This window comes from Fructilactobacillus sp. X7R4C1, assembly GCF_059901115.1.
Genome location: NZ_JBWXVD010000003.1, coordinates 1 through 19,256 on the forward strand (window position 1 = coordinate 1; position 19,256 = coordinate 19,256).

At 39.4% G+C, this 19,256-nt stretch carries 17 protein-coding genes; 2 read left to right on the top strand and 15 right to left on the bottom strand.

From position 1 onward, the window contains the following. Nucleotides 1–606 precede the first annotated feature (606 nt). The 12 genes from lysS to pth all read right to left on the bottom strand — a co-directional run bounded on the left by lysS (nucleotide 607) and on the right by pth (nucleotide 15,382). Nucleotides 607–2,136 carry a lysine--tRNA ligase gene (gene lysS, locus AC6UC9_RS03940; RefSeq protein WP_500701193.1) on the bottom strand — a complete coding sequence of 510 codons (1,530 nt, stop codon included), beginning with the start codon at nucleotides 2,134–2,136 and terminating at the stop codon, nucleotides 607–609. A gap of 56 nt (nucleotides 2,137–2,192) precedes the next feature. Beyond that, on the bottom strand, nucleotides 2,193–3,191 hold the full coding sequence (gene dusB, locus AC6UC9_RS03945; protein WP_500701194.1) for a tRNA dihydrouridine synthase DusB: 999 nt from the start codon (nucleotides 3,189–3,191) through the stop codon (nucleotides 2,193–2,195). A gap of 93 nt (nucleotides 3,192–3,284) precedes the next feature. Further along, nucleotides 3,285–4,178: an Hsp33 family molecular chaperone HslO gene (gene hslO, locus AC6UC9_RS03950; protein WP_500701195.1), complete on the bottom strand. Its 894-nt coding sequence runs from the start codon at nucleotides 4,176–4,178 to the stop codon at nucleotides 3,285–3,287. A 58-nt stretch (nucleotides 4,179–4,236) separates the two neighbouring features. Further along, nucleotides 4,237–6,345 (bottom strand): ATP-dependent zinc metalloprotease FtsH, encoded by a 2,109-nt coding sequence (gene ftsH / locus AC6UC9_RS03955; RefSeq protein WP_500701196.1) that lies wholly within the window; start codon nucleotides 6,343–6,345, stop codon nucleotides 4,237–4,239. Nucleotides 6,346–6,420: 75 nt separating this feature from the next. Then, nucleotides 6,421–6,960 carry a hypoxanthine phosphoribosyltransferase gene (gene hpt / locus AC6UC9_RS03960; protein ID WP_500693970.1) on the bottom strand — a complete coding sequence of 180 codons (540 nt, stop codon included), beginning with the start codon at nucleotides 6,958–6,960 and terminating at the stop codon, nucleotides 6,421–6,423. Then, nucleotides 6,953–8,335 carry a tRNA lysidine(34) synthetase TilS gene (gene tilS, locus AC6UC9_RS03965; RefSeq protein WP_500701197.1) on the bottom strand — a complete coding sequence of 461 codons (1,383 nt, stop codon included), beginning with the start codon at nucleotides 8,333–8,335 and terminating at the stop codon, nucleotides 6,953–6,955. The genes hpt and tilS overlap by 8 nt, the downstream gene beginning before the upstream one ends. A gap of 50 nt (nucleotides 8,336–8,385) precedes the next feature. After that, a complete protein-coding gene (locus AC6UC9_RS03970; RefSeq protein ID WP_500693972.1) occupies nucleotides 8,386–8,868 on the bottom strand; it encodes a S1 domain-containing RNA-binding protein in 483 nt (160 codons plus the stop codon). An 89-nt stretch (nucleotides 8,869–8,957) separates the two neighbouring features. Continuing rightward, nucleotides 8,958–9,341 (bottom strand): FtsB family cell division protein, encoded by a 384-nt coding sequence (locus tag AC6UC9_RS03975; protein ID WP_500699654.1) that lies wholly within the window; start codon nucleotides 9,339–9,341, stop codon nucleotides 8,958–8,960. Between the two features lie 75 nt (nucleotides 9,342–9,416). Further along, nucleotides 9,417–9,704 (bottom strand): RNA-binding S4 domain-containing protein, encoded by a 288-nt coding sequence (locus AC6UC9_RS03980; RefSeq protein WP_500693974.1) that lies wholly within the window; start codon nucleotides 9,702–9,704, stop codon nucleotides 9,417–9,419. Then, a complete protein-coding gene (locus AC6UC9_RS03985; RefSeq protein WP_500701198.1) occupies nucleotides 9,701–11,272 on the bottom strand; it encodes a putative polysaccharide biosynthesis protein in 1,572 nt (523 codons plus the stop codon). The genes AC6UC9_RS03980 and AC6UC9_RS03985 overlap by 4 nt, the downstream gene beginning before the upstream one ends. Then, nucleotides 11,253–14,792 (bottom strand): transcription-repair coupling factor, encoded by a 3,540-nt coding sequence (gene mfd, locus AC6UC9_RS03990; RefSeq protein ID WP_500701200.1) that lies wholly within the window; start codon nucleotides 14,790–14,792, stop codon nucleotides 11,253–11,255. The genes AC6UC9_RS03985 and mfd overlap by 20 nt, the downstream gene beginning before the upstream one ends. A gap of 32 nt (nucleotides 14,793–14,824) precedes the next feature. Next, nucleotides 14,825–15,382, bottom strand: a complete 558-nt coding sequence (gene pth / locus AC6UC9_RS03995; RefSeq protein WP_500701201.1) for an aminoacyl-tRNA hydrolase — start codon at nucleotides 15,380–15,382, stop codon at nucleotides 14,825–14,827. A gap of 204 nt (nucleotides 15,383–15,586) precedes the next feature. Between pth and AC6UC9_RS04000 the strand changes: the two genes are divergently transcribed. Further along, nucleotides 15,587–16,540, top strand: coding sequence for an L-lactate dehydrogenase (locus AC6UC9_RS04000; RefSeq protein WP_500701202.1), 954 nt, complete (start codon nucleotides 15,587–15,589; stop codon nucleotides 16,538–16,540). Between the two features lie 102 nt (nucleotides 16,541–16,642). Beyond that, entirely contained in the window at nucleotides 16,643–17,314 is a 672-nt protein-coding gene (gene cbpA, locus AC6UC9_RS04005) for a cyclic di-AMP binding protein CbpA (RefSeq protein WP_500693979.1), read from the top strand. Between the two features lie 54 nt (nucleotides 17,315–17,368). Here the strand turns inward: cbpA and AC6UC9_RS04010 are convergent, their stop codons facing one another. The 3 genes from AC6UC9_RS04010 to alr are packed head-to-tail and all read right to left on the bottom strand — an operon-like array spanning nucleotide 17,369 to nucleotide 19,196. Continuing rightward, complete coding sequence (locus AC6UC9_RS04010; protein ID WP_010022835.1) at nucleotides 17,369–17,740, bottom strand: type II toxin-antitoxin system PemK/MazF family toxin; 372 nt, start codon at nucleotides 17,738–17,740, stop codon at nucleotides 17,369–17,371. A 26-nt stretch (nucleotides 17,741–17,766) separates the two neighbouring features. Next, nucleotides 17,767–18,030, bottom strand: coding sequence for a hypothetical protein (locus tag AC6UC9_RS04015; RefSeq protein ID WP_500693980.1), 264 nt, complete (start codon nucleotides 18,028–18,030; stop codon nucleotides 17,767–17,769). A gap of 23 nt (nucleotides 18,031–18,053) precedes the next feature. Further along, nucleotides 18,054–19,196 (bottom strand): alanine racemase, encoded by a 1,143-nt coding sequence (alr, locus tag AC6UC9_RS04020; protein WP_500701203.1) that lies wholly within the window; start codon nucleotides 19,194–19,196, stop codon nucleotides 18,054–18,056. Between the last annotated feature and the right edge of the window lie 60 nt (nucleotides 19,197–19,256).

A 19,256-nucleotide genomic window follows, 5' to 3' on the forward strand; every position in this document is an offset into this window, starting at 1 on the left:
TTTACTAGCTCATTATTATTTGTTGTTATTCTTTTTCAAAAGAATTAAAAAGCGAATTGACTTCGCAAATGTTTAATCTTAAGTTCTACAACTTAAAATTACCTTACACTTGTAATCAAAATCTTGTTCAGTTTTCAAAGATCTACTCTTGATTGTTGCTGTTTAATTCTTCCTTAACGCAACATGTATAACTATACTACGTTGTGTTTTAAATGTCAACAGATAAACTCAATTATTTTAAATTTATTTGTTAGCAATCGGCAAAACCGTTACTGCAACATCAAATATAATACAGTATTTTGCACTTTAGTGCAAGAGCAATATTTATGATAATTAATTTAGTTCATAATCAGTGACTTATTAATTATTATAAAATCATTTTTCTCTCTCACTGAGCATTTACTACTATACATGCGCTCAAATACTTTGTCAACACTTTTGGTCAAAAAAGGTCAAACTTTTTTCAATTTTTATTTTCCATCTAATAAATGAACGTAATCGTACAAGTGATCAATCTTTACAAAAGCTACTCTAACAATGTTTCAAATCATTTTTGTACAAATAAAAAGAGATGATTAAAATCATCTCTTTTTCTATCAAACAAATCTATTTTTTATTATATTCATCCTGTGGATTATCAGAATTATCTTCTGGTCTCATAGTTGGGAACAAGAGAACATCACGAATGGATGGTGCGTCAGTTAAAAGCATTACCAAACGATCAATTCCAATTCCTAATCCACCTGTAGGAGGCATGCCGTACTCAAGTGCTTCGATAAAGTCTTCATCGATACCCTGAGCTTCATCATTCCCCTCTTCACGTTCCTTAGCTTGAGCTTCAAAACGTTGACGCTGATCAATTGGATCATTTAATTCAGAAAAAGCATTAGCATATTCATTACCAAGAATATATAATTCAAAACGGTCCGTAAATCTTGGGTCATCAGCATTTTTCTTTGCCAAAGGAGAAATTTCAATTGGATGACCATAGACAAACGTTGGCTTCTTTAGCTTTGGTTGAACGAACTGTTCAAAGAAAGCATTAATGATATGACCAACTTTCCAGTATGATTCATAGTGCACACCGTGTTTATCAGCCAACTTCTTAGCGTCATCATCCGACATCTTAGGCCAAAAATCAACTCCCGTATATTTTTTCACGGCATCAACCATATGAATTCGATCGAATTCTTGGTTCAAATCAACTTCTTCACCCTGATACGTAACCTTACCATTATCACTAACGGCTTTGGCAGCGGCTCTAAAAATTCCTTCGGTTTCATCCATTACATCATGAAAATCAAAGTATGCAGCATAGGTCTCAAGTTCAGTAAATTCAGGATTGTGTTCCTTATCCATCCCTTCATTTCTGAACACACGGCCAATCTCGTAGACACGTCCCATGCCACCTACAATCAAACGCTTCAAATGAAGTTCCAGTGCAATTCGCAAATATAAATCAATATTTAAAGCATTATGATGAGTTATAAATGGACGAGCGGATGCTCCACCGGCAGTAGTGTGTAATACTGGGGTCTCAACCTCAGTAAAGTCCATCTTATTATCCAAGAAGTTTCGAACTGCCTTAATAATTTTACTCCGCTTCTGGAAACGCTCAAAACTATCACGATTTGAGATTAAATCAAGGTATCGCTGACGATACTTTTGTTCTTTATTTTGTAATCCGTGATACTTATCAGGAAGTGGACGAAGTGCCTTTGATAGGAAAGTAATGGATGTCGCACGAACGGTTAGTTGCCCCATGTCTGTCTTAATTACTTCACCAGTAAAGCCAAGAAAGTCCCCGATGTCAGCACGTTTAAAGATATGATACTGTTCTTCTCCAACAACGTCTTTTCGAACGTAAACCTGGATTTTACCCGAACGATCAAGGATATCGGCAAATCCAACTTTACCTTTGCCCCGTTTAGCTACCATTCGCCCAGCAATCGTAGCCTTGACATCTTTTTGTTCTAATTCTTCCTTATCGTACTTATCAAACTCTTTGTCTAAATCTTTTGCCAAATAAGTTGGCTTAAAGGCATGACCAAAAGGATCAATTCCCTCATCTCGTAGCTCTTGCATCTTTTCTCTACGAACTTTTAATTGGTCATTCATTTTCTTCTCTTGTGCCAATTCAAATCCCCCAAACTAGTAACTTACATTCATAATAACATAGTTAAGCATCGTAATTATGCATTTTTCCGTGCGTTTCTCATCGCATCTTTTTCTAGAAAATCATCGAAGATCTGGTCCATCTCTGCTTCAGACTTAGCATTGTTTAACTTCACTTTGGTTCGAGCCGAATGAGAAATTCCTTTCAAGTAATAAGCTGCCTGACCTCTGAATTGTCTTGGTCCAACATATTCACCCTTAATTCGAACCAGCCCATGCAAATGTTCCTTAGCAGTGTTGATTTTTTCCTCAACACTTGGTTCCGGGATTAATTCACCAGTTGATAGATAGTGCTCAGTTTGCCTCAAAATCCAGGGATTTCCTTCAACGGCACGGCCCATCATTACTGCATCACAACCTACTTCATCAATCATTTGTTTAGCCTGTTGTGGAGTAGTCACGTCACCATTTCCAATGAACGGAATCGTCAATGCATCGGCAACTTCTTTTAAAATTTCCCAGTTAGCATGACCGGTATACATTTGTTTTCTAGTTCGACCGTGCATCGCAACAGCAGAAGCCCCAGCCGCCTCAGCAGCAAGCGCATTTTGCACCGCATAAACATGATCCTCATCCCAACCAGTTCGCATCTTAACCGTTACTGGCTTTTTAACGGCAGCAGTTACATATGACACCATTTCATAAACCTTATCAGGATCAAGGAGCCACTTAGCCCCGGCATCGGTCTTAACGACCTTATTTACGGGACAACCCATGTTGATATCGATAATATTAGCAGCCGTCTTCTGATCAATAAACTTAGCAGCCTCCACTAAAGTTTCTTTGGTTCCACCAAAAATCTGAATACTCATTGGGTGTTCATTAGGATCAACGTTAACCATGCTTAACGTTTTTTTGTTGTTATACATAATTCCACGATCGGAAATCATTTCACAAACAACTAATCCCGCACCAAACTTTTTACAAATGATTCTAAAGGCTGAGTTCGTAACTCCAGCCATTGGAGCTACTACTAGTTGATTTGGAATCGTTACGTTTCCAATTTTCCACTCCATTTTTTCACCTCATCTAAATTGTTTCCAAACATTTTATATAATACCATACCCGTACAAAAAAGAGCGAACCGTATGACAGCACGCTCTTTGATACTACTTATCCCTCTCATTCAGTAAATCAACCAATTCATCTTCCGAAAAGTTATACTTTTTACCACAAAAATTACATACAACCTGTGCCCCATGATCTTCATCAATCAATTGCTGCAGATCCTTCTTACCAATTCCCGCAATGTCTTTGGCAAATTTTTCTTTGGAACAATTGCAGACAAATTCGACTGGCATATGATCAATAACGTTCAGATTATCCGTGCCAAATAACTCATTCAAAATGTGATCAGGATTAGGATCCTTTTCTAACATGGACGAAATACTGGGCGCATTCTTTAAAGTCTGCTCCAACTTATCAATTGCCTCGTCAGAAGCACCAGGCATGACTTGAATCAAATATCCCCCGGCACTTTGGACGTTGTTTTCTCCGTCAATGTCAACTGAAACTCCAACGGCTGATGGAATCTGTTCTGACTTTGCTAGATAAAAGGTAAAATCATCACCAATTTTACCGCTTGCGAGTGGAACATCACTAGTGTAGGGTTCACTTGTTCCCTGATTTTTAACAACTTCTAAAAAACCATTCGTTCCTACACCCTTAGAAACATCAACTTTCCCATCCTTTGTGAGTGGCAAGTTAACGTGAGGATGCTGAATGTATCCCTTAATGTGTCCCTTAGCATCAGCATCAATAACCATTCCGCCGACTGGACCACGTCCATTTAAGCGAACAGTCATACTTTCTTTTCCCTTTAACACTGAGGCCGACAGCATCAAGGTTGCAGCAATCGTTCTTCCAAGTGCTGCCGTTGATGTACTCCAGGTACCATGAATTTTTTGAACATAACTGACAATTCCAGTCGCGTTTAAGCCGTAAACCCGAAACATCCCATCTTTAGTAAGTGCCTTAACTAATACATCATTTTTATCATTCATTTTATTCCCTCCTTAGATTAAAAAAGAACGTGGGCTTTGATCCCAACGTTCTTTTCGTTTATTGATCTTGATTATCAGAATCTTGGTGATCTGAATTACTATCATGATTTTCATCGTGTTTTTCTTCAGAATGATCAATTTCTTGTTCAAGTTTCTTTTCGTGCTCGTGCTCCTTAGTGTCAATGGCTTTCTTAGCTTGTTCAAAGGTTTCATTTTCACTAGGGTACTCATCACTATTAGTTGAATGTTCAGGCATTTTACCGGTCTTGTAGAGACTCAAAATTTCCTTTTCATCCAACGTCTCGTATTTAAGCAACGCATCCGCAATTGCCTTGTGCTGATCACGATGACCCTCAATAATCTCCTTAGCTTCACCATGAGCTTCATCAATAAAGTACTTCACTTCATCATCAATCTTAGCTGCGGTTTCCTGTGAGTACTTAGGAGCAGCGTATGGATCTTGGTTAGGACTTTCGAGTTCCACGGTTCCAATCTTGTCACTCATTCCATATTGAGTAACCATGGCACGAGCAAGATTAGTGGCTTGCTCAAAGTCATTTGAAGCACCAGATGATTCAGAATGGAAAACGACTTCTTCAGCAGTTCTACCACCCATTAACCCAGCTAATTGTTCTTGAGCGTTCTTCTTTGAGATCAATTGTTGGTCTTCCTTAGGCAGCATGATGGCATATCCACCAGCACGACCTCTTGGAACAATGGTAACCTTATGAACAACTCGAGCGTCATTTAATACTAAACCAACGATGGTATGACCAGCTTCATGGTTAGCCACAATTTGACGTTCGTGTTCGTTAATAACCTTATTACGTTTAGCCGGTCCAGCAATAACACGATCCTCAGCTTCATCCATATCAGCCGCATTAATCTCATTATCACCATTTCTCGCGGCCAGTAAGGCAGCTTCATTTAGCAAGTTCGCTAAATCAGCACCAACAAATCCGGGAGTCTGTTTAGCAATTTCATGAAGGTCAACATCAGAAGCAAGTGGTTTGTCTTTGGCATGAACTTTCAAAATTGCTTCTCGTCCACGAACATCAGGCTGACCAACTAAGATTTTCCGATCAAAACGACCTGGACGAGTTAAGGCTGGGTCTAAAACATCAGAACGGTTCGTGGCGGCAATGACAATAACACCTTCATTACCAGTAAAACCATCCATTTCAACCAACAACTGGTTAAGGGTTTGTTCACGTTCATCGTGACCGCCCCCCATTCCGGATCCACGTTTTCGTCCAACGGCATCAATTTCATCAATAAAGATGATGGCCGGTGAATTCTTCTTAGCTTGAGCAAACAAGTCTCTAACACGACTCGCACCAACCCCAACGAACATCTCAACGAAATCAGACCCTGATAATGAGTAGAATGGAACGTTTGCTTCACCGGCAACCGCCTTGGCTAACAGCGTCTTACCAGTACCCGGAGGTCCTTCAAGCAAGACACCTTTTGGTATAACGGCACCCAGCTTAGTAAACTTCTTTGGATCCTTTAAAAATTCAACAACTTCGACCAGTTCTTGTTTTTCTTCATCTTCACCAGCAACGTCACTAAACTTAACATTACTCTTAACTGGTTTAGCCTGGCTCTTTCCGACTTTCATGACACCACCAGCGCCACCACCTGCTCCACCAGCTTGCTTCATCATAATGTAGAACAAGTAAATGAAGATTAATAATGGTAGAACTGAGATTGCTAAGTTTAACCAAAAGCTATTCGATTGTGTTTCTTTAGTACTCATCGGCACCTTATTCTTATTAGCTAACTTGGTAATCTGACTAACCGATGAGTCATTCTTTAAAATGCTAGTAGTGAATCCATTTACCTTAGTGTAAGTATTGTTGCTCGACTTGGTAAGTTTTCCATTACTAAAATTAAGCGGAATCCCGTTATTTTTCTGCTTAACATTTTGGGGCTTCTTGTACTGACCAGTTATTTTATATACACCGCCAGAAGGTTGAACAGAGAAGTTTTTAACCTTGTTCGTCTGCAAATCATTTGTAAATTGACTTGAACGAATTCCCTGAGTTTGAGTGCTTTGTGATCCGCTGCCACCACCAGTGACAAGCATAATCACACCCATGACAACCACAAAGATGATGATATAAAATAGGCTACTCTTAAAAAGCCCATTTTTATTATTTTTCATTTGTGCCTCCCAATCTAATTTCTCGAAAAGATAACAAATAGAATGTTATCACTTTTACTTTAAATGGACGACCGTTTAGGCCGAATAAATTGAAGGTTTTAAAATTCCAATGTACGGTAAGTTACGATAAAAACCCTTGTAATCAAGTCCATAACCGACAATAAATTCATTTGGAACGTTAAAACCCACATAATCTGCCTTGGCAGGGACAACTCTTCCCTCAGGTTTATCAAAAATGGTACAAACTTTAATTGAATTAGCTCCTCGATCTGAAACCAAATCCTCAAGAAATTGAAGGGTGCGTCCTGTATCAATAATATCTTCAACAAAAATGATATCACGGCCACTAACATCACCATCAAGATCACGGATGAGCTCAACTTTTCCGGTTGAAGCAGTCCCACCCTTATAGCTTGAAACATCGACAAAATCAAGATCTAGATATATGTCCATCTGGCGAATAATATCGCTCATAAATAGCACTGCCCCAGTCAGCACACAAACTACTAGTGGCTTTTTGTCTCGATAATCATTACTTAACTGCTTCCCTAGCCTTTTTACTGCAGAAGCAATGTCTTTTTGACTATATAAGACCCGCTCAATATCGTCATTCATTTGTTATATCCTTTCGCGTAATTAAAAGTTCATACCCGTGAGTTGCACCCTTAGGCAACCACTTGCTTTCCTTATAACCAATGACGGCCAACACACTCTCCTTACTGTCCACTAGTACTTGCACGTGACGTCGCTTGGCACTTGGAACTTTCTGATTAATTAACAATCTTCTTAAACTCTGATGACCGCCATTCTTGAGTTCAACGGTATCATCCGGTTTAAAGGCTCTTTTGGACAATGGAAACTGAGAGTCCGCCAAATCAAAATGACTTCGACGCCAAAAGTTTCCCTTTGGAACATGATTTTCATCAAAAATACCAAAATTAAATCCGTTAACGTTGCGGTTCCACTGGTTTAATTCTACCACAAACGAACTTTCATCACGGTGATCATCGTAATTGTTAGGAGATTGTTTAAAAAACATGATTTTATTATAACTTTTTTCAAAAAAATAAGCATTTGAAATTCGCAATTTCCCCTGTGGTTTTCCAAAATCTTTAACTAAAGTCAAAATTTCAGTAATTTGATTATCAGAAAGAGTAACCGTTGACGTCAACTGTTTTAACAATGCGCGAAGTAAAATGGAAAGTTGATTAATTGACGTTGTATCGTACTCGGCACTTACGCAATCTCTTTTAATCTTTAAGTCATGTCTCAAAAGATCAGCTTGAGCGAAACCACTTGATCCGTCGAGTTCCGATTGCAAATTACTAGCAAACTTAGCAAAATGAGAGATAACATTAGGATTTTCTTTAATTAATTCTGGTAAAACCTGGTTACGAATCCGATTACGGAGGACCGTATTTTCAAAGTTAGTTTTATCATCATACCACGTTAATGAGTGTTCTTTAGCATACAAACGGATGGATTCTTTCGAAAACTGTAGTAATGGTCGAACCATCGTTCCTCCATTAAAGGGATGACTCTCTTTAATTCCTTGAACCTCAAACAAATTCCCACTGCGAATGAGTTTCATAAGGATGGTCTCGGCTTGATCATTTTCTTGATGAGCCGTTAACAAGACTGAAGCATTAAAATCATTCATGACTTCCGCAAAAAAATGATAGCGAAACTTACGAGCTTGATTCTCCACCCCACTACTAATCTGGTCGTGATTCCAATTGCCAACCCGCAAATCAAGGTGATGTTTCTTACAGTAATCAATCAGAAACCGTTCTTCAACCTCACTTTGTTTTCGTAAATGGTGGTTAACATGAGCAACAATAATATGAGGTTTAAAATCTTTTAAGTGTTGGAGTAAATCTAACAAAGCCATAGAATCAACTCCAGTTGAGACCCCAATCACAACATTTTCGTCTTTTTTCCACCACTGTTTCTTCTTAACCAACGAATTAATTTGATTACGTAAATTCAAATTAACCTCCAAAACAAAAAAGCCGAGCAATTTGCCCAGTTATTCGTTCATTAACTACGACGACCACCACGACCGCCGCGTTTTCCTTCTGTGTTTTTCTTAATGACGGACATCCGACTTTCGCTTTCTTTCATGAAGTCTGAAAGCAAATCATCAAAGCTTTCATTCTTACCCTTATGGCCATTACGATTGTCGCGGCCACTGCGATGTCCATGATTCCCGTTATTTGAGTGCCCGTAGTGTGAATGCTCATCATGATTATGTTCACCATGATGTTGATGTGATTCTTTTTCTGGATGATCGGAAGCTTTGCGAATTGATAGGCCAATCTTACCATCATCCCCAATGCTCAAAACCTTAACGGTCACTTCATCGCCAACCGACAGAATATCATGAATATCTTTTACGTAACCATCAGAAACCTCACTGATATGAACTAGTCCAGTCTTATGATCGCCTAGATCAATGAAAGCTCCAAAATTAGTAATTCCTGAAACTTTCCCAGTGACCTTCTCTCCAACCTTAATTGTCATAAAAAAGCCATTCCTCCTAATAAATGTTGTGTTAATTATAACATAATCCTTTAAAGTAAAATAAAAGAAGATTACATCCTAGTAATCCTCTACTCATTACCAATCTTACTATTCTGTGGGAAACTGTAAACAGTTTCGCCTGGTTTTGTATAATAATATTTAGCTCGCATCAATTCTTGAAGATAATTCTTGTTATTTAAAAGCTTAATTTGTTCATTAAGATTCTTTTCTTTTTGTTTTTCAACCTGGTAATCCTGTTTTTTTCTGGTAATTTGGGCATTCACACCGTGAATTTGATTCATTCCACTAACAATTTGCCACCCGAGCGCCAAAAAAGCCACGGCAAATATTGCCACGAGAGCAACCAGTCGCTTGGTTCTTTTACTTAACTTCTTATTATCTCTTTGATGTTGGTTTGCTTTACTTTTCCTTGAAGCAGAATTCAAGTATTCAACGTTGTTATTTCTGTTCATCAGGAATGCCTCCACGAATTTATATGAACATAGTACCACATGTAAAGCCAGAATATAATATTAATTCAACAATAATTATTCTAATTCATCATTTTCAGCCCGATAGTCACGATCATAGGTTTCACTGATGGTCTTATACATCGTGTCTGAATCAGACTTTTTGGTGGTATCTAACAGTTGTAGCACCTCTACGGTTAAATTTTTATTTCCAAACTTAATCAGAATTTGATCGCCAACCGAAACCTTACTTGATGATTTAGCTGGCTCGCCGTTTACAAAGACTCGCCCTTGATCGGCAATCTTTTTGGCAACTGGACGACGTTTTATAATCCGTGAAATTTTTAAAAATTTATCAATTCTCATTTTTGCTTATCTCCTACAAACCGTTTCATAATTGGAACCATCGCTAACTCCGAAGCCGTCAAAACTTTTCCTTTCAGACACATTCCTAAAAACACGAATGCCCCAATCGGAATAACAATCATTAATTTAATAACATCTACCAGTCGACTGGTATCTCCAAGGACGTGGTTCAATCCGAATTCAGTTAAAACAACGACAATCACCATTACCATACTGATTAATGATACCTCTAATAGGAACTTCCAACTAAAAATGTGCTCATGAACCCGCTTTGGACTAGTATACCAGTTAACTAATAACACGATTAACAGAGCAATGATAGTTGATAATGAAGCACCAATGATTCCGAAATGAATTACGCACCACTTAGTGATCATTATTTTACAAATTAGACCTAACAAAATAGCGGTCACCGTACTTTTAAAGTCATCAATACTCTGTAAAACCGAGTTAAAGGCTGTCACCATCGTAGCGAAGATGATGCTCAAACAATATACCGAAAGCGTGATGTCTAAATCATAACTCCCAAACAAGAGATGATTTAATTGAGGCATAATACTAATCAGTCCGAAGGTAACTGCCATCGTCACTACCAGTGTAATGCGCATACTGTGTTTTACAAGGGTCTTAAATGACCTTTCTTTTCCAGCATGATGGTAATACGCCATCTGCGGCAAGACGGTTGAAGAAATGGCCGTTCCAATCACTAATCCTAGTTGAACAATGGGCTGAGCGCGATCATAAATCCCCTTTTGGGTCTGAGCCATTAGATTACTTACACCACTTACTACCAGCCCATTTTTTACCGTAAATGAATCGACCAACTGCATTAACACCATTAGAGCAGCTAAAACACTAAGCACACCACCTTGTACGATGATTTGCTTCGCTAATTTCAGGTAGTTAAATTTCAAATCTTGAAAGTGAAAATGAGCAAGTATGTCACGTGCATAATATCCCAAGATAAGTGCTGAAAAAATCGCTGCTAATGGAGCCGATAACATTGCTAACGTCCCCATCTTGTATAAGTTCCAATGCTGGACGGCTGCTAAATAGGCTACCACAATGATCATTGAAACCCGCACAAACTGCTCTACCACTTGAGAAGTCGCCGTTGGAATCATCTGCATGCTAGATTGAAAGTACCCCCTCACATCCGCTAAAAGGGGCATCAACAAAAACATCCAGCTTACCGCTTGAATTACGGGTTTTAATTCAAAGTCTCCCATTAAAGCAGCAATTTCTGATGAAAATAACTGTAATCCACCAAAAATAATCACCGAAATGATCATTAAGATCACCATGATTTGGAAAAACAACGTTTGCTTCTCCCCTTCAGTCTCCCGTTCCACAATCATCTTGGAAACAAACGCTGGAAGACCGGTCAAGGCAAACGCAACCCCAATCCCATAAATAGGATAAACCTGCTGATAGATGTAAAATCCAACGTTTCCAACAAAATTTTCCAGTGGAATCCGATAAACAGCACTTAGTACCTTTGAAATAATGGCAGCTACCGAAAGGATCAAGGTTCCACTAACAATCTTTTTACTTGTCTTTTGATTCATGTTCTTCTTGATCCAATCTTATTTTACTCAAGCCTTTGACAAATTGATAAAGCTGTTTCAACCAATCGGCATCTTTCATCGTTGGTTGAACAACTAACTTAATTTGAAAACACCCGTTAACCACTTTCACTGAGGAACGAAAATCCGTATCAGCAATGGCTTTCAAAATTTCCTTACTAGTGAATCTTTGGGTTCCTACCTTACTCATGGTAACGGTTAAATTATTTTGATCTTTGCGAATTTTATCAATCAGATCATAATCGGCAAGCATCTTAATGCGGTCAATTTCAAGCAGATTAGCTACTTCATCAGGATATTCACCAAACCGATCAATTAAATCACTTTGTAGTTCGGTAAATTGTTCCTCACTATCCATCTGTCGGATTCGCTTGTATAATTCAATCTTTTGTTGCTGATCCTCAATGTAAGTCGCCGGAAGATAAGCTTCAATCCCGAGTTCAACCTTTGAATCAGACTTTTCAACCACGCGATGCTGGCCCTTCTTCTTGGAGACAGCGTCAGACAACATCTTAGTATACATATCATAACCAACTGAATTAATAAAACCGTGCTGCTGCTTTCCAAGCACGTTTCCAGCCCCACGAATCGAAAGATCACGCATGGCCACCTTAAATCCTGAACCCAATTCAGTGAAATCCTTGATGGCTTCTAGTCGATTCTCAGAAACTTCGGTCAACACTTTATTTGGCTGGTACATAAAGTAAGCTTGTCCTACTCGATTACTTCGACCAATTCTTCCCCGAATCTGATAAAGCTGGGAGAGTCCCATCCGATCCGCATCCTCAACGAACAGGGTATTCGCATTAGGAATGTCAACTCCCGTTTCGATGATGGTCGTCGTAACCAACACATCATAATCTCCGTTAACAAAGTCGTACAGGATCCCTTCCATTTGATTTTCGGACATCTGGCCGTTGATGGAAGCAATCCGCGCATCAGGCAAAAGGGTCTGCAACTTGTCGACCGTCTGATCAATATCTTTAACCCGATTATGCAAATAAAAGACCTGTCCCCCGCGTTGCATCTCCCGTCTGATTCCGTCCACAATCGAACCCTCATTTTGTTCCATCACGTAGGTTTGAATCGGATAGCGATTAGCCGGAGGCGTTTCAATGACTGATAGGTCACGAACGCCCATCATTGACATGTTTAAAGTCCGTGGAATTGGTGTGGCAGTTAGCGTCAACACGTCAACATCCGACCTCAATTCCTTGATTTTTTCTTTGTGTTTAACCCCAAATCGTTGTTCCTCATCGACGATTAAAAGACCTAAGTCATTGAACTTCACGTCTTTAGACAGCAAACGGTGGGTGCCAACCACGATATCAATTTTTCCGTCCTTTAGGTCTTGAATGGTTTGGCGGGTCTGTTTGGGCGTGTCAAAACGCGAGAGAACTCCGATTTTAACCGGGAAACCATTAAATCGTTCAACCATGGTCTCATAATGTTGTTGAGCTAGTACCGTTGTCGGCACTAGAAAAGCCACCTGTTTCCCGGCTTCAATGGCTTTAAAGGCCGCTCTCAAGGCTACCTCAGTTTTCCCGTAGCCCACGTCTCCAACCAGTAAACGGTCCATCGGATGGAGACTCTCCATGTCTTTTTTAATTTCATCAGTACTTCGAAGCTGATCGGGTGTCTCCGTGTATGGAAACGCCTGCTCAAACTCAGCCTGATATTGGTCATCAACCGGAAAGGCATAACCCGACTCGGCCTCCCGTTTGGCGTATAAGTCAACCAGATCATCAGCAATGTCTTCCACCTTAGAAGCGACTGACCGTTTGGTCTTGGCCCATTCCGTTCCACCAAGTTTATTAATTTTTGGATGTTTATCTTCAGATGAAACGTATTTTTGTACCAAATTCAGTTGGTCAACAGGAACGTAGATCTTAGCTCCCTTTTGATAGGTCAAAGTCATATAGTCCTGATGCCTACCATCGACTTCCATAGTCTTCATCCCATCGTATCGTCCAATTCCGTGATTAACGTGAACAACGTAGTCACCGGGTTTTAAATCGGTATAGCTTTTGATTCGCTCTGCATTAGAAAAGGTCTGTCTTCTAACTCGTTTCTTTTTCCCTTGTTCATTCACCCGTTTAAACATATCTGATTCAGAAACAATCGCTAGGTTAGCGGCCGGCAAATCAAAGCCATTTTTTAGGTTAGCTGAAACAATCTGAGTCTTTCCCTTAATAATGTTATCAGTGGTTGATTGAATGGCCTCAACACCAAAATCACTCAACGTTGACGAAACCTTTTCCACTCGTTTTTCATCACTAACGGCAATGACCACGGTTCGTTTCTCAGCTTGATAACGTTGCATTTCTGCTTTAAACATCGGCATTTGTCCAAAAAAACGCTGCATTGGGTGAACCTTGATGTCGATGATGTCAGAAAGCTTCATTCGCCCTAGTCCCTTTTGAAACAGAGAAAATAAAAGGGTCGCATGATGGTCACTGCTAGTAACCGTTCTAAAATTAAGCGACAGTTTCTGGTCAGAAAACAGTTCATGATTATCTTCAACTGAATCACGCCAGTTCTGTTCGTCACTTTCAAGTTGCTTATTAGCATCCCTTATGCGACTGTAGTCATCATAGACTACCATCCCATTTTCAGGTAAATAATCTAAAATTGAGGTTTCCTTTTCAAAAATAAACTGACTGTACTCACTCCATTTTTGGTCAATCGATTGGCCTTTGAGCCCGTCAATCACCTGTTGAATGTTATCAACTAAAACGTCACTGCCGTCGTCTTTGATGGTTTGGTTCAATCGTTTGGAAAGTTCCTTGATTCCATGCTTGCGATCGCTTTCGCTGGGTAAAAAATCAGAAGCTGGCAACACACTAATCTCATCAACATTTTCCACACTTCGTTGGGTAGCAGCATCAAAGTAACGCATGGAATCCACTTCCGTATCAAAAAAATCAATCCGAATCGGATAGTCCGAATTAAGCAGATAGATATCCAAAATTGATCCACGATTAGCAAATTCACCGGGGGCGGAAACCATGTTCTTCTTCTCGTAACCCATTTGAACCAACTGTTGTTGAAGTTTTATAAGGTCCAAGTCGTCTCCAACCTTGACGTGTAATTGGGCTTGATTGAAACTAGTTGGCTCTGGTAGATATCGTTTAAGACCAGCCGTTGAAACAATCACCACCACTGGTTTTCCTGACTCAAGCGCGTTTAGGGCCCGCACTCTTTGAGCTCGATACTGCGGAGAGCTGGTTGCAATCTCTGCCGCGACGAGTTCTTCAGCTGGAAACTCAAAGACCTGATCTGAATCCATTACTTCATTAAAAGACTCGGTAATTTGATCCGCATGGTTCATCGTATCGGTTACGTATATCGTAGGTTTTTGCTTATCATTAATTAATTGTTTTAATAATAGAGTACGAGCGGATCCACTAGTCCCAGTGATCAGTTGCTTGGTATCAGGAGCAAGATTAGAACTGATTTTTTCATACTGTGGCATTTCTTTTAACGTTTCATCTAGCTTCAAAAACTCATCTCCTCTTTTATTAATTATACGAATTAATTAAACTGATTTTCTAACTTACTGAAGGGAGTACCAGAAACCCACTCGTCTAATGCTTTAACCGCATGATCCTCCGCTTCTAAAAACGGTGCCCGTTGTTCCAGACTAAATTTACTCAAGACATAGTTCACAACACTTTCACGTTTGGGATGACTGGTTCCAATCTTAATCCGATCAAACTGATCGGTCCCAAGGTGGGCAATGATACTTTTAATTCCATTATGACCACCAGCCGAACCGTGGTTTCTTAGCCGAATTCGTCCCACTGGTAAATCCATGTCATCGTAAACAATCACTAAATCATCAAGATCTAATTTGAAAAATTGCATCAACGGATGAACTGCGCGCCCTGAATCATTCATCATCGTCGTTGGTTTGACTACCATTACCTTTTCACCATTGACTATTCCCGTACCATACATGGCATCCATCTTTTGTTTATTAATCGCAATCTGGTTTTGATCAGCAAACTTATCAACCACCATAAACCCCGTGTTATGCCTGGTACCATCAAATTCAGCACCAACGTTGCCTAATCCCACAATCATTTTCATTGCTATTGTCTCCCATTTACTTCTAATTAACCTAAAATGGCCGAAATGAATAATTACTCACTCGGCTTAATCATGTTTATTGTATCATAATAGATTAACGATTTGAGCTGATCCCGTACCATTAAGAATATGGTTCTGTATAAATAAATTCGTTCATGATATAATCAGTTTGTGAACAAACTAATTTCAAAAGGGAGAAATATTATGGCTGAAAAACACGAAAAAGTTGTTTTAGTTGGTGATGGTGCCGTTGGTTCATCATACGCATTCGCAATGATGCAACAAGGGATCGCCGAAGAATTTGTCGTTGTTGATATCGACAAAAACAGAACTGAAGGAGACGCATTGGACCTTGAAGATGCCCAACCTTTCACTTCTCCAAAAAAGATCTACTCTGGTGACTACAGTGACTGTAAAGACGCTGATTTAGTTGTGATCACTGCTGGAGCTCCACAAAAACCCGGTGAAACTAGACTTGACCTGGTTAACAAAAACTTGAAGATTTTGACTACCATCGTTAAGCCAGTTGTTGATTCTGGTTTTGATGGAATCTTCTTAATTGCTGCTAACCCAGTTGACATTTTAACCTACGCAACCCAAAAGATTTCTGGCTTTCCTAAAAACCGTGTCTTTGGTTCAGGTACATCACTTGATACCTCACGTTTCCAAGTTGCCGTTGGTAAGAAGTTAAACGTTAACCCACAAAGCGTTAATGCTTACGTTATGGGTGAACACGGTGATTCAGAATTTGCTGATATTGATGAAGCTTCAATCGGAAACGTTCCATTGGTTGAATTTGCTAAACAAAATGGTGTTAGCAAGGACGACTTATTGAAAATGGAAGCCGAAACTAGAAACAAGGCCTACGACATCATTAACAAGAAGGGTGCTACTTTCTACGGAGTTGGAACTGCTTTGATGAGAATTTCAAAGGCCATTTTAAGAGACGAAAACACCGTTTTACCAATCGGTGCCCCAATGAATGGTGAATACGGTTTGTCCGATATTTACATTGGAACTCCTGCCATTGTTAATGCTTCAGGAGTTGCCAAAGTCCTTGAAGTTCCATTAAGTGATGACGAAAAAGACAAGATGAGTGCTTCAGCTAAAACTTTAAAAGAAACCATTGCTAAAGGTATGAAGACCATCAACCTTTAAAAATAAGTTTAAAAAGAACAGACATTTATGTCTGTTTTTTTATGCTCCCAGTTATTTTGTGTTAATATTAATTAGAAATTACTTATGTGAGGAGCCTTAACCATGATTTTGCAATCTTTAGTTAAACCTAAAAGTGACCTGATTACTGTTGATGAAAACACTGATCTCGACACCGCATTAAAATTAATGGAAAAGAATCATTTTCGTTGCATTCCCGTTTTAGATGCCACTCATAAAGCCTTCAAGGGTAACATTTATCGCATGCACATCTACAAACACGAAGCCGATGGCGGCAAGATGTCCGACTCGGTTATGACCCTGATTAGAAACGAAACTAAATTTGTTAACCTGAATTCAGCTTTTTTCAAGGTCTTCTTTACGATTAAGGATCTTCCATACATTGCCGTTCTTGACGAGTTCAATAATTTTTATGGCATTTTAACTCACACGAAATTGATGGAAAGCTTGTCACAATCATGGAACGTGAAATTTGGTAGCTACGTGATTTCAGTTGTCTCACCTGGTGAACGTGGGGACTTAGAAGAGATGGCTCACATTATTACTAGATATACCGCCATTTCAAGTGTGATCAGCTTGGATTCAGTTGATCGTTCTGGTAAAACGGTCTATCGAACCATGTTTACCCTCCCGTCTAAGGTGACTAAGGATCGTCTGGACCGCATCATTGCAGCTCTAGAACGAAAGGGATTCAAAGTTCCAGAAGTTGAAGATCTAAAACAAGAATCAAAAGAAACTCCAATCGAAGAAAATTAGATACAAAAAAGAACGTGGAATAATTCCACGTTCTTTTTTGTATCTTATGTATCATCAGACTTCGTGCGTGCTCTGACTGAGCCCTAGACTTAAACTAAGACCAGCATCAACTTTTCTCATGATATCTTTACTTAAATGAGTGACATGATCTTTAAGACGCTGCTTATCAATCGTCCTAATTTGTTCTAACAGAATCACCGAACTCTTCTCAATTCCGGCATTCTGAGGTGTAATACCCACGTGAGTAGGCATCTTTGGCTTAGTAATCCGAGCCGTAATTGCGGCCACAATCACAGTGGGACTATAATGATTTCCAACGTTATTTTGGACTACCAAAACTGGTCGCATTCCACCCTGTTCAGAACCAACGACTGGAGATAAGTCTGCATAGAAAATATCGCCACGTTTAATTTCAACGTTTTCCATAGACTATTCCTTCCGCATAAATAAACTTACAACCGTGACTTCTCGTCTTCATAATTGTCAAAGAGCCGTCTTGCGATCTCATCCTCACATGGAGAATATTCATCAACAATTATTGAATTTAGATTGGCCATGATTGAGTAGCCATAAATTAAAGAATTAATTAGAGGGTCTTTATCAAACGAGTCACAGTCCATGGCAACTTTGTGGTTGTCAAAAGAAAGTCCTAGTTTGGTGAAATATTCTTCATTTTTCTGAGACCAAATAGCATCAATCGTGTATTTGTATGTCATGGAGAATTCCTCCTTACAAATAGTTACTTCAAATGATTACTTGATTTATACACCCGTGGCAATCGATCCGAATACCCACATGCAATCTCATAGTGAATGGTATGACAATAGTCGGCAACGTCTTGGAGAGTAATAGTATGACCATGATCAGTTCCCACCAAAGTCACCTTCGTTCCAATTGGTAACTGATGTGGTAACTTCACCATCAGTTGATCCATACATACTCTTCCGACAATTGGACAATACTGTCCATCTACTAAAAGTGAAAATCCCTGCATTGAGCGACGAACTCCGTCTGCATATCCAACAGGAACCGTTCCAATCCACTCCTTTGAGTTGGATGTATAAGTTGCACCGTATCCAATTGAACGACCAGCATTAACCTCTTTAACGTAAACTAACTCACTGGTAAAGCTCAGTGCTGGTTTCAACTTAAATGGTGAAGCAATCTCAACCCCCGATGGATTCAAACCATAGCCAGCCACTCCAAAGCGGACCATGTTTCCACCCGCTGCTTTATGCCACATACTAGTAGCTGAATTTGCCACGTGAACATAACGAGGTTTATCGGGAATCGCAGTCATCAATTCGTTAAAATTATCCAATTGATACTTAAAATAATCATCATTAGCGCTATCTGCGGTAGAAAAATGAGTAAATACTCCCTCAAAGTCAATATACTCGCTAGTTCGGTTCAACTCAACTATTGCATCTCTAACTTCCGAAACAGTTTGGAGTCCGATCCTTCCCATTCCAGTATCCAAAGCCAAATGAACCCTAATCTTGTTCTTTAATTTCAGTTGCTCAGCTAACTTAGCTGCCCGCTTAATCCAATCAATCGAGCTCACCGTAACCGAAACATTGTACTTCGCAATTAATGGAACATTTGAAAGGTTACAAAGACCCAAAACAAGAATGGGTTCAGACACAAATCCAGCTTCTCGAAGCTGAATGGCTTCGTCTAAAATGGCAACACAAAAACCAGTAGCTCCTGCTTGTTTAGCAATCCTCGCTACTTGAACCGCACCGTGTCCATAAGCATTAGCCTTGACAACCATGAATAGATCCGACTTGGCATCCAATCGTTTTCGTTCCTCACTAATGTTATGAAAAATGGCATCTTCATCAATAACTAGTTGTGCATTTCGATTTCTTCCCACTGCCATAACGTATACTTCCTCGAATAAAGTACTATCTAATTATTCTTTGATAATTATTATAACACT

Excerpts from the sequence above, each read along its gene's own strand:
- AC6UC9_RS04000 (WP_500701202.1), top strand. The coding sequence starts at position 15,587 with ATGGCTGAAAAACACGAAAAAGTTGTTTTAGTTGGTGATGGTGCCGTT.
- AC6UC9_RS03980 (WP_500693974.1), bottom strand. The coding sequence starts at position 9,704 with ATGAGAATTGATAAATTTTTAAAAATTTCACGGATTATAAAACGTCGT.
- ftsH (WP_500701196.1), bottom strand. The coding sequence starts at position 6,345 with ATGAAAAATAATAAAAATGGGCTTTTTAAGAGTAGCCTATTTTATATC.
- AC6UC9_RS04010 (WP_010022835.1), bottom strand. The coding sequence starts at position 17,740 with ATGGAAAACGTTGAAATTAAACGTGGCGATATTTTCTATGCAGACTTA.
- alr (WP_500701203.1), bottom strand. The coding sequence starts at position 19,196 with ATGGCAGTGGGAAGAAATCGAAATGCACAACTAGTTATTGATGAAGAT.
- cbpA (WP_500693979.1), top strand. The coding sequence starts at position 16,643 with ATGATTTTGCAATCTTTAGTTAAACCTAAAAGTGACCTGATTACTGTT.
- AC6UC9_RS03985 (WP_500701198.1), bottom strand. The coding sequence starts at position 11,272 with ATGAATCAAAAGACAAGTAAAAAGATTGTTAGTGGAACCTTGATCCTT.
- pth (WP_500701201.1), bottom strand. The coding sequence starts at position 15,382 with ATGAAAATGATTGTGGGATTAGGCAACGTTGGTGCTGAATTTGATGGT.
- dusB (WP_500701194.1), bottom strand. The coding sequence starts at position 3,191 with ATGGAGTGGAAAATTGGAAACGTAACGATTCCAAATCAACTAGTAGTA.
- hslO (WP_500701195.1), bottom strand. The coding sequence starts at position 4,178 with ATGAATGATAAAAATGATGTATTAGTTAAGGCACTTACTAAAGATGGG.
- AC6UC9_RS03970 (WP_500693972.1), bottom strand. The coding sequence starts at position 8,868 with ATGACAATTAAGGTTGGAGAGAAGGTCACTGGGAAAGTTTCAGGAATT.
- AC6UC9_RS04015 (WP_500693980.1), bottom strand. The coding sequence starts at position 18,030 with ATGACATACAAATACACGATTGATGCTATTTGGTCTCAGAAAAATGAA.
- hpt (WP_500693970.1), bottom strand. The coding sequence starts at position 6,960 with ATGAATGACGATATTGAGCGGGTCTTATATAGTCAAAAAGACATTGCT.
- AC6UC9_RS03975 (WP_500699654.1), bottom strand. The coding sequence starts at position 9,341 with ATGAACAGAAATAACAACGTTGAATACTTGAATTCTGCTTCAAGGAAA.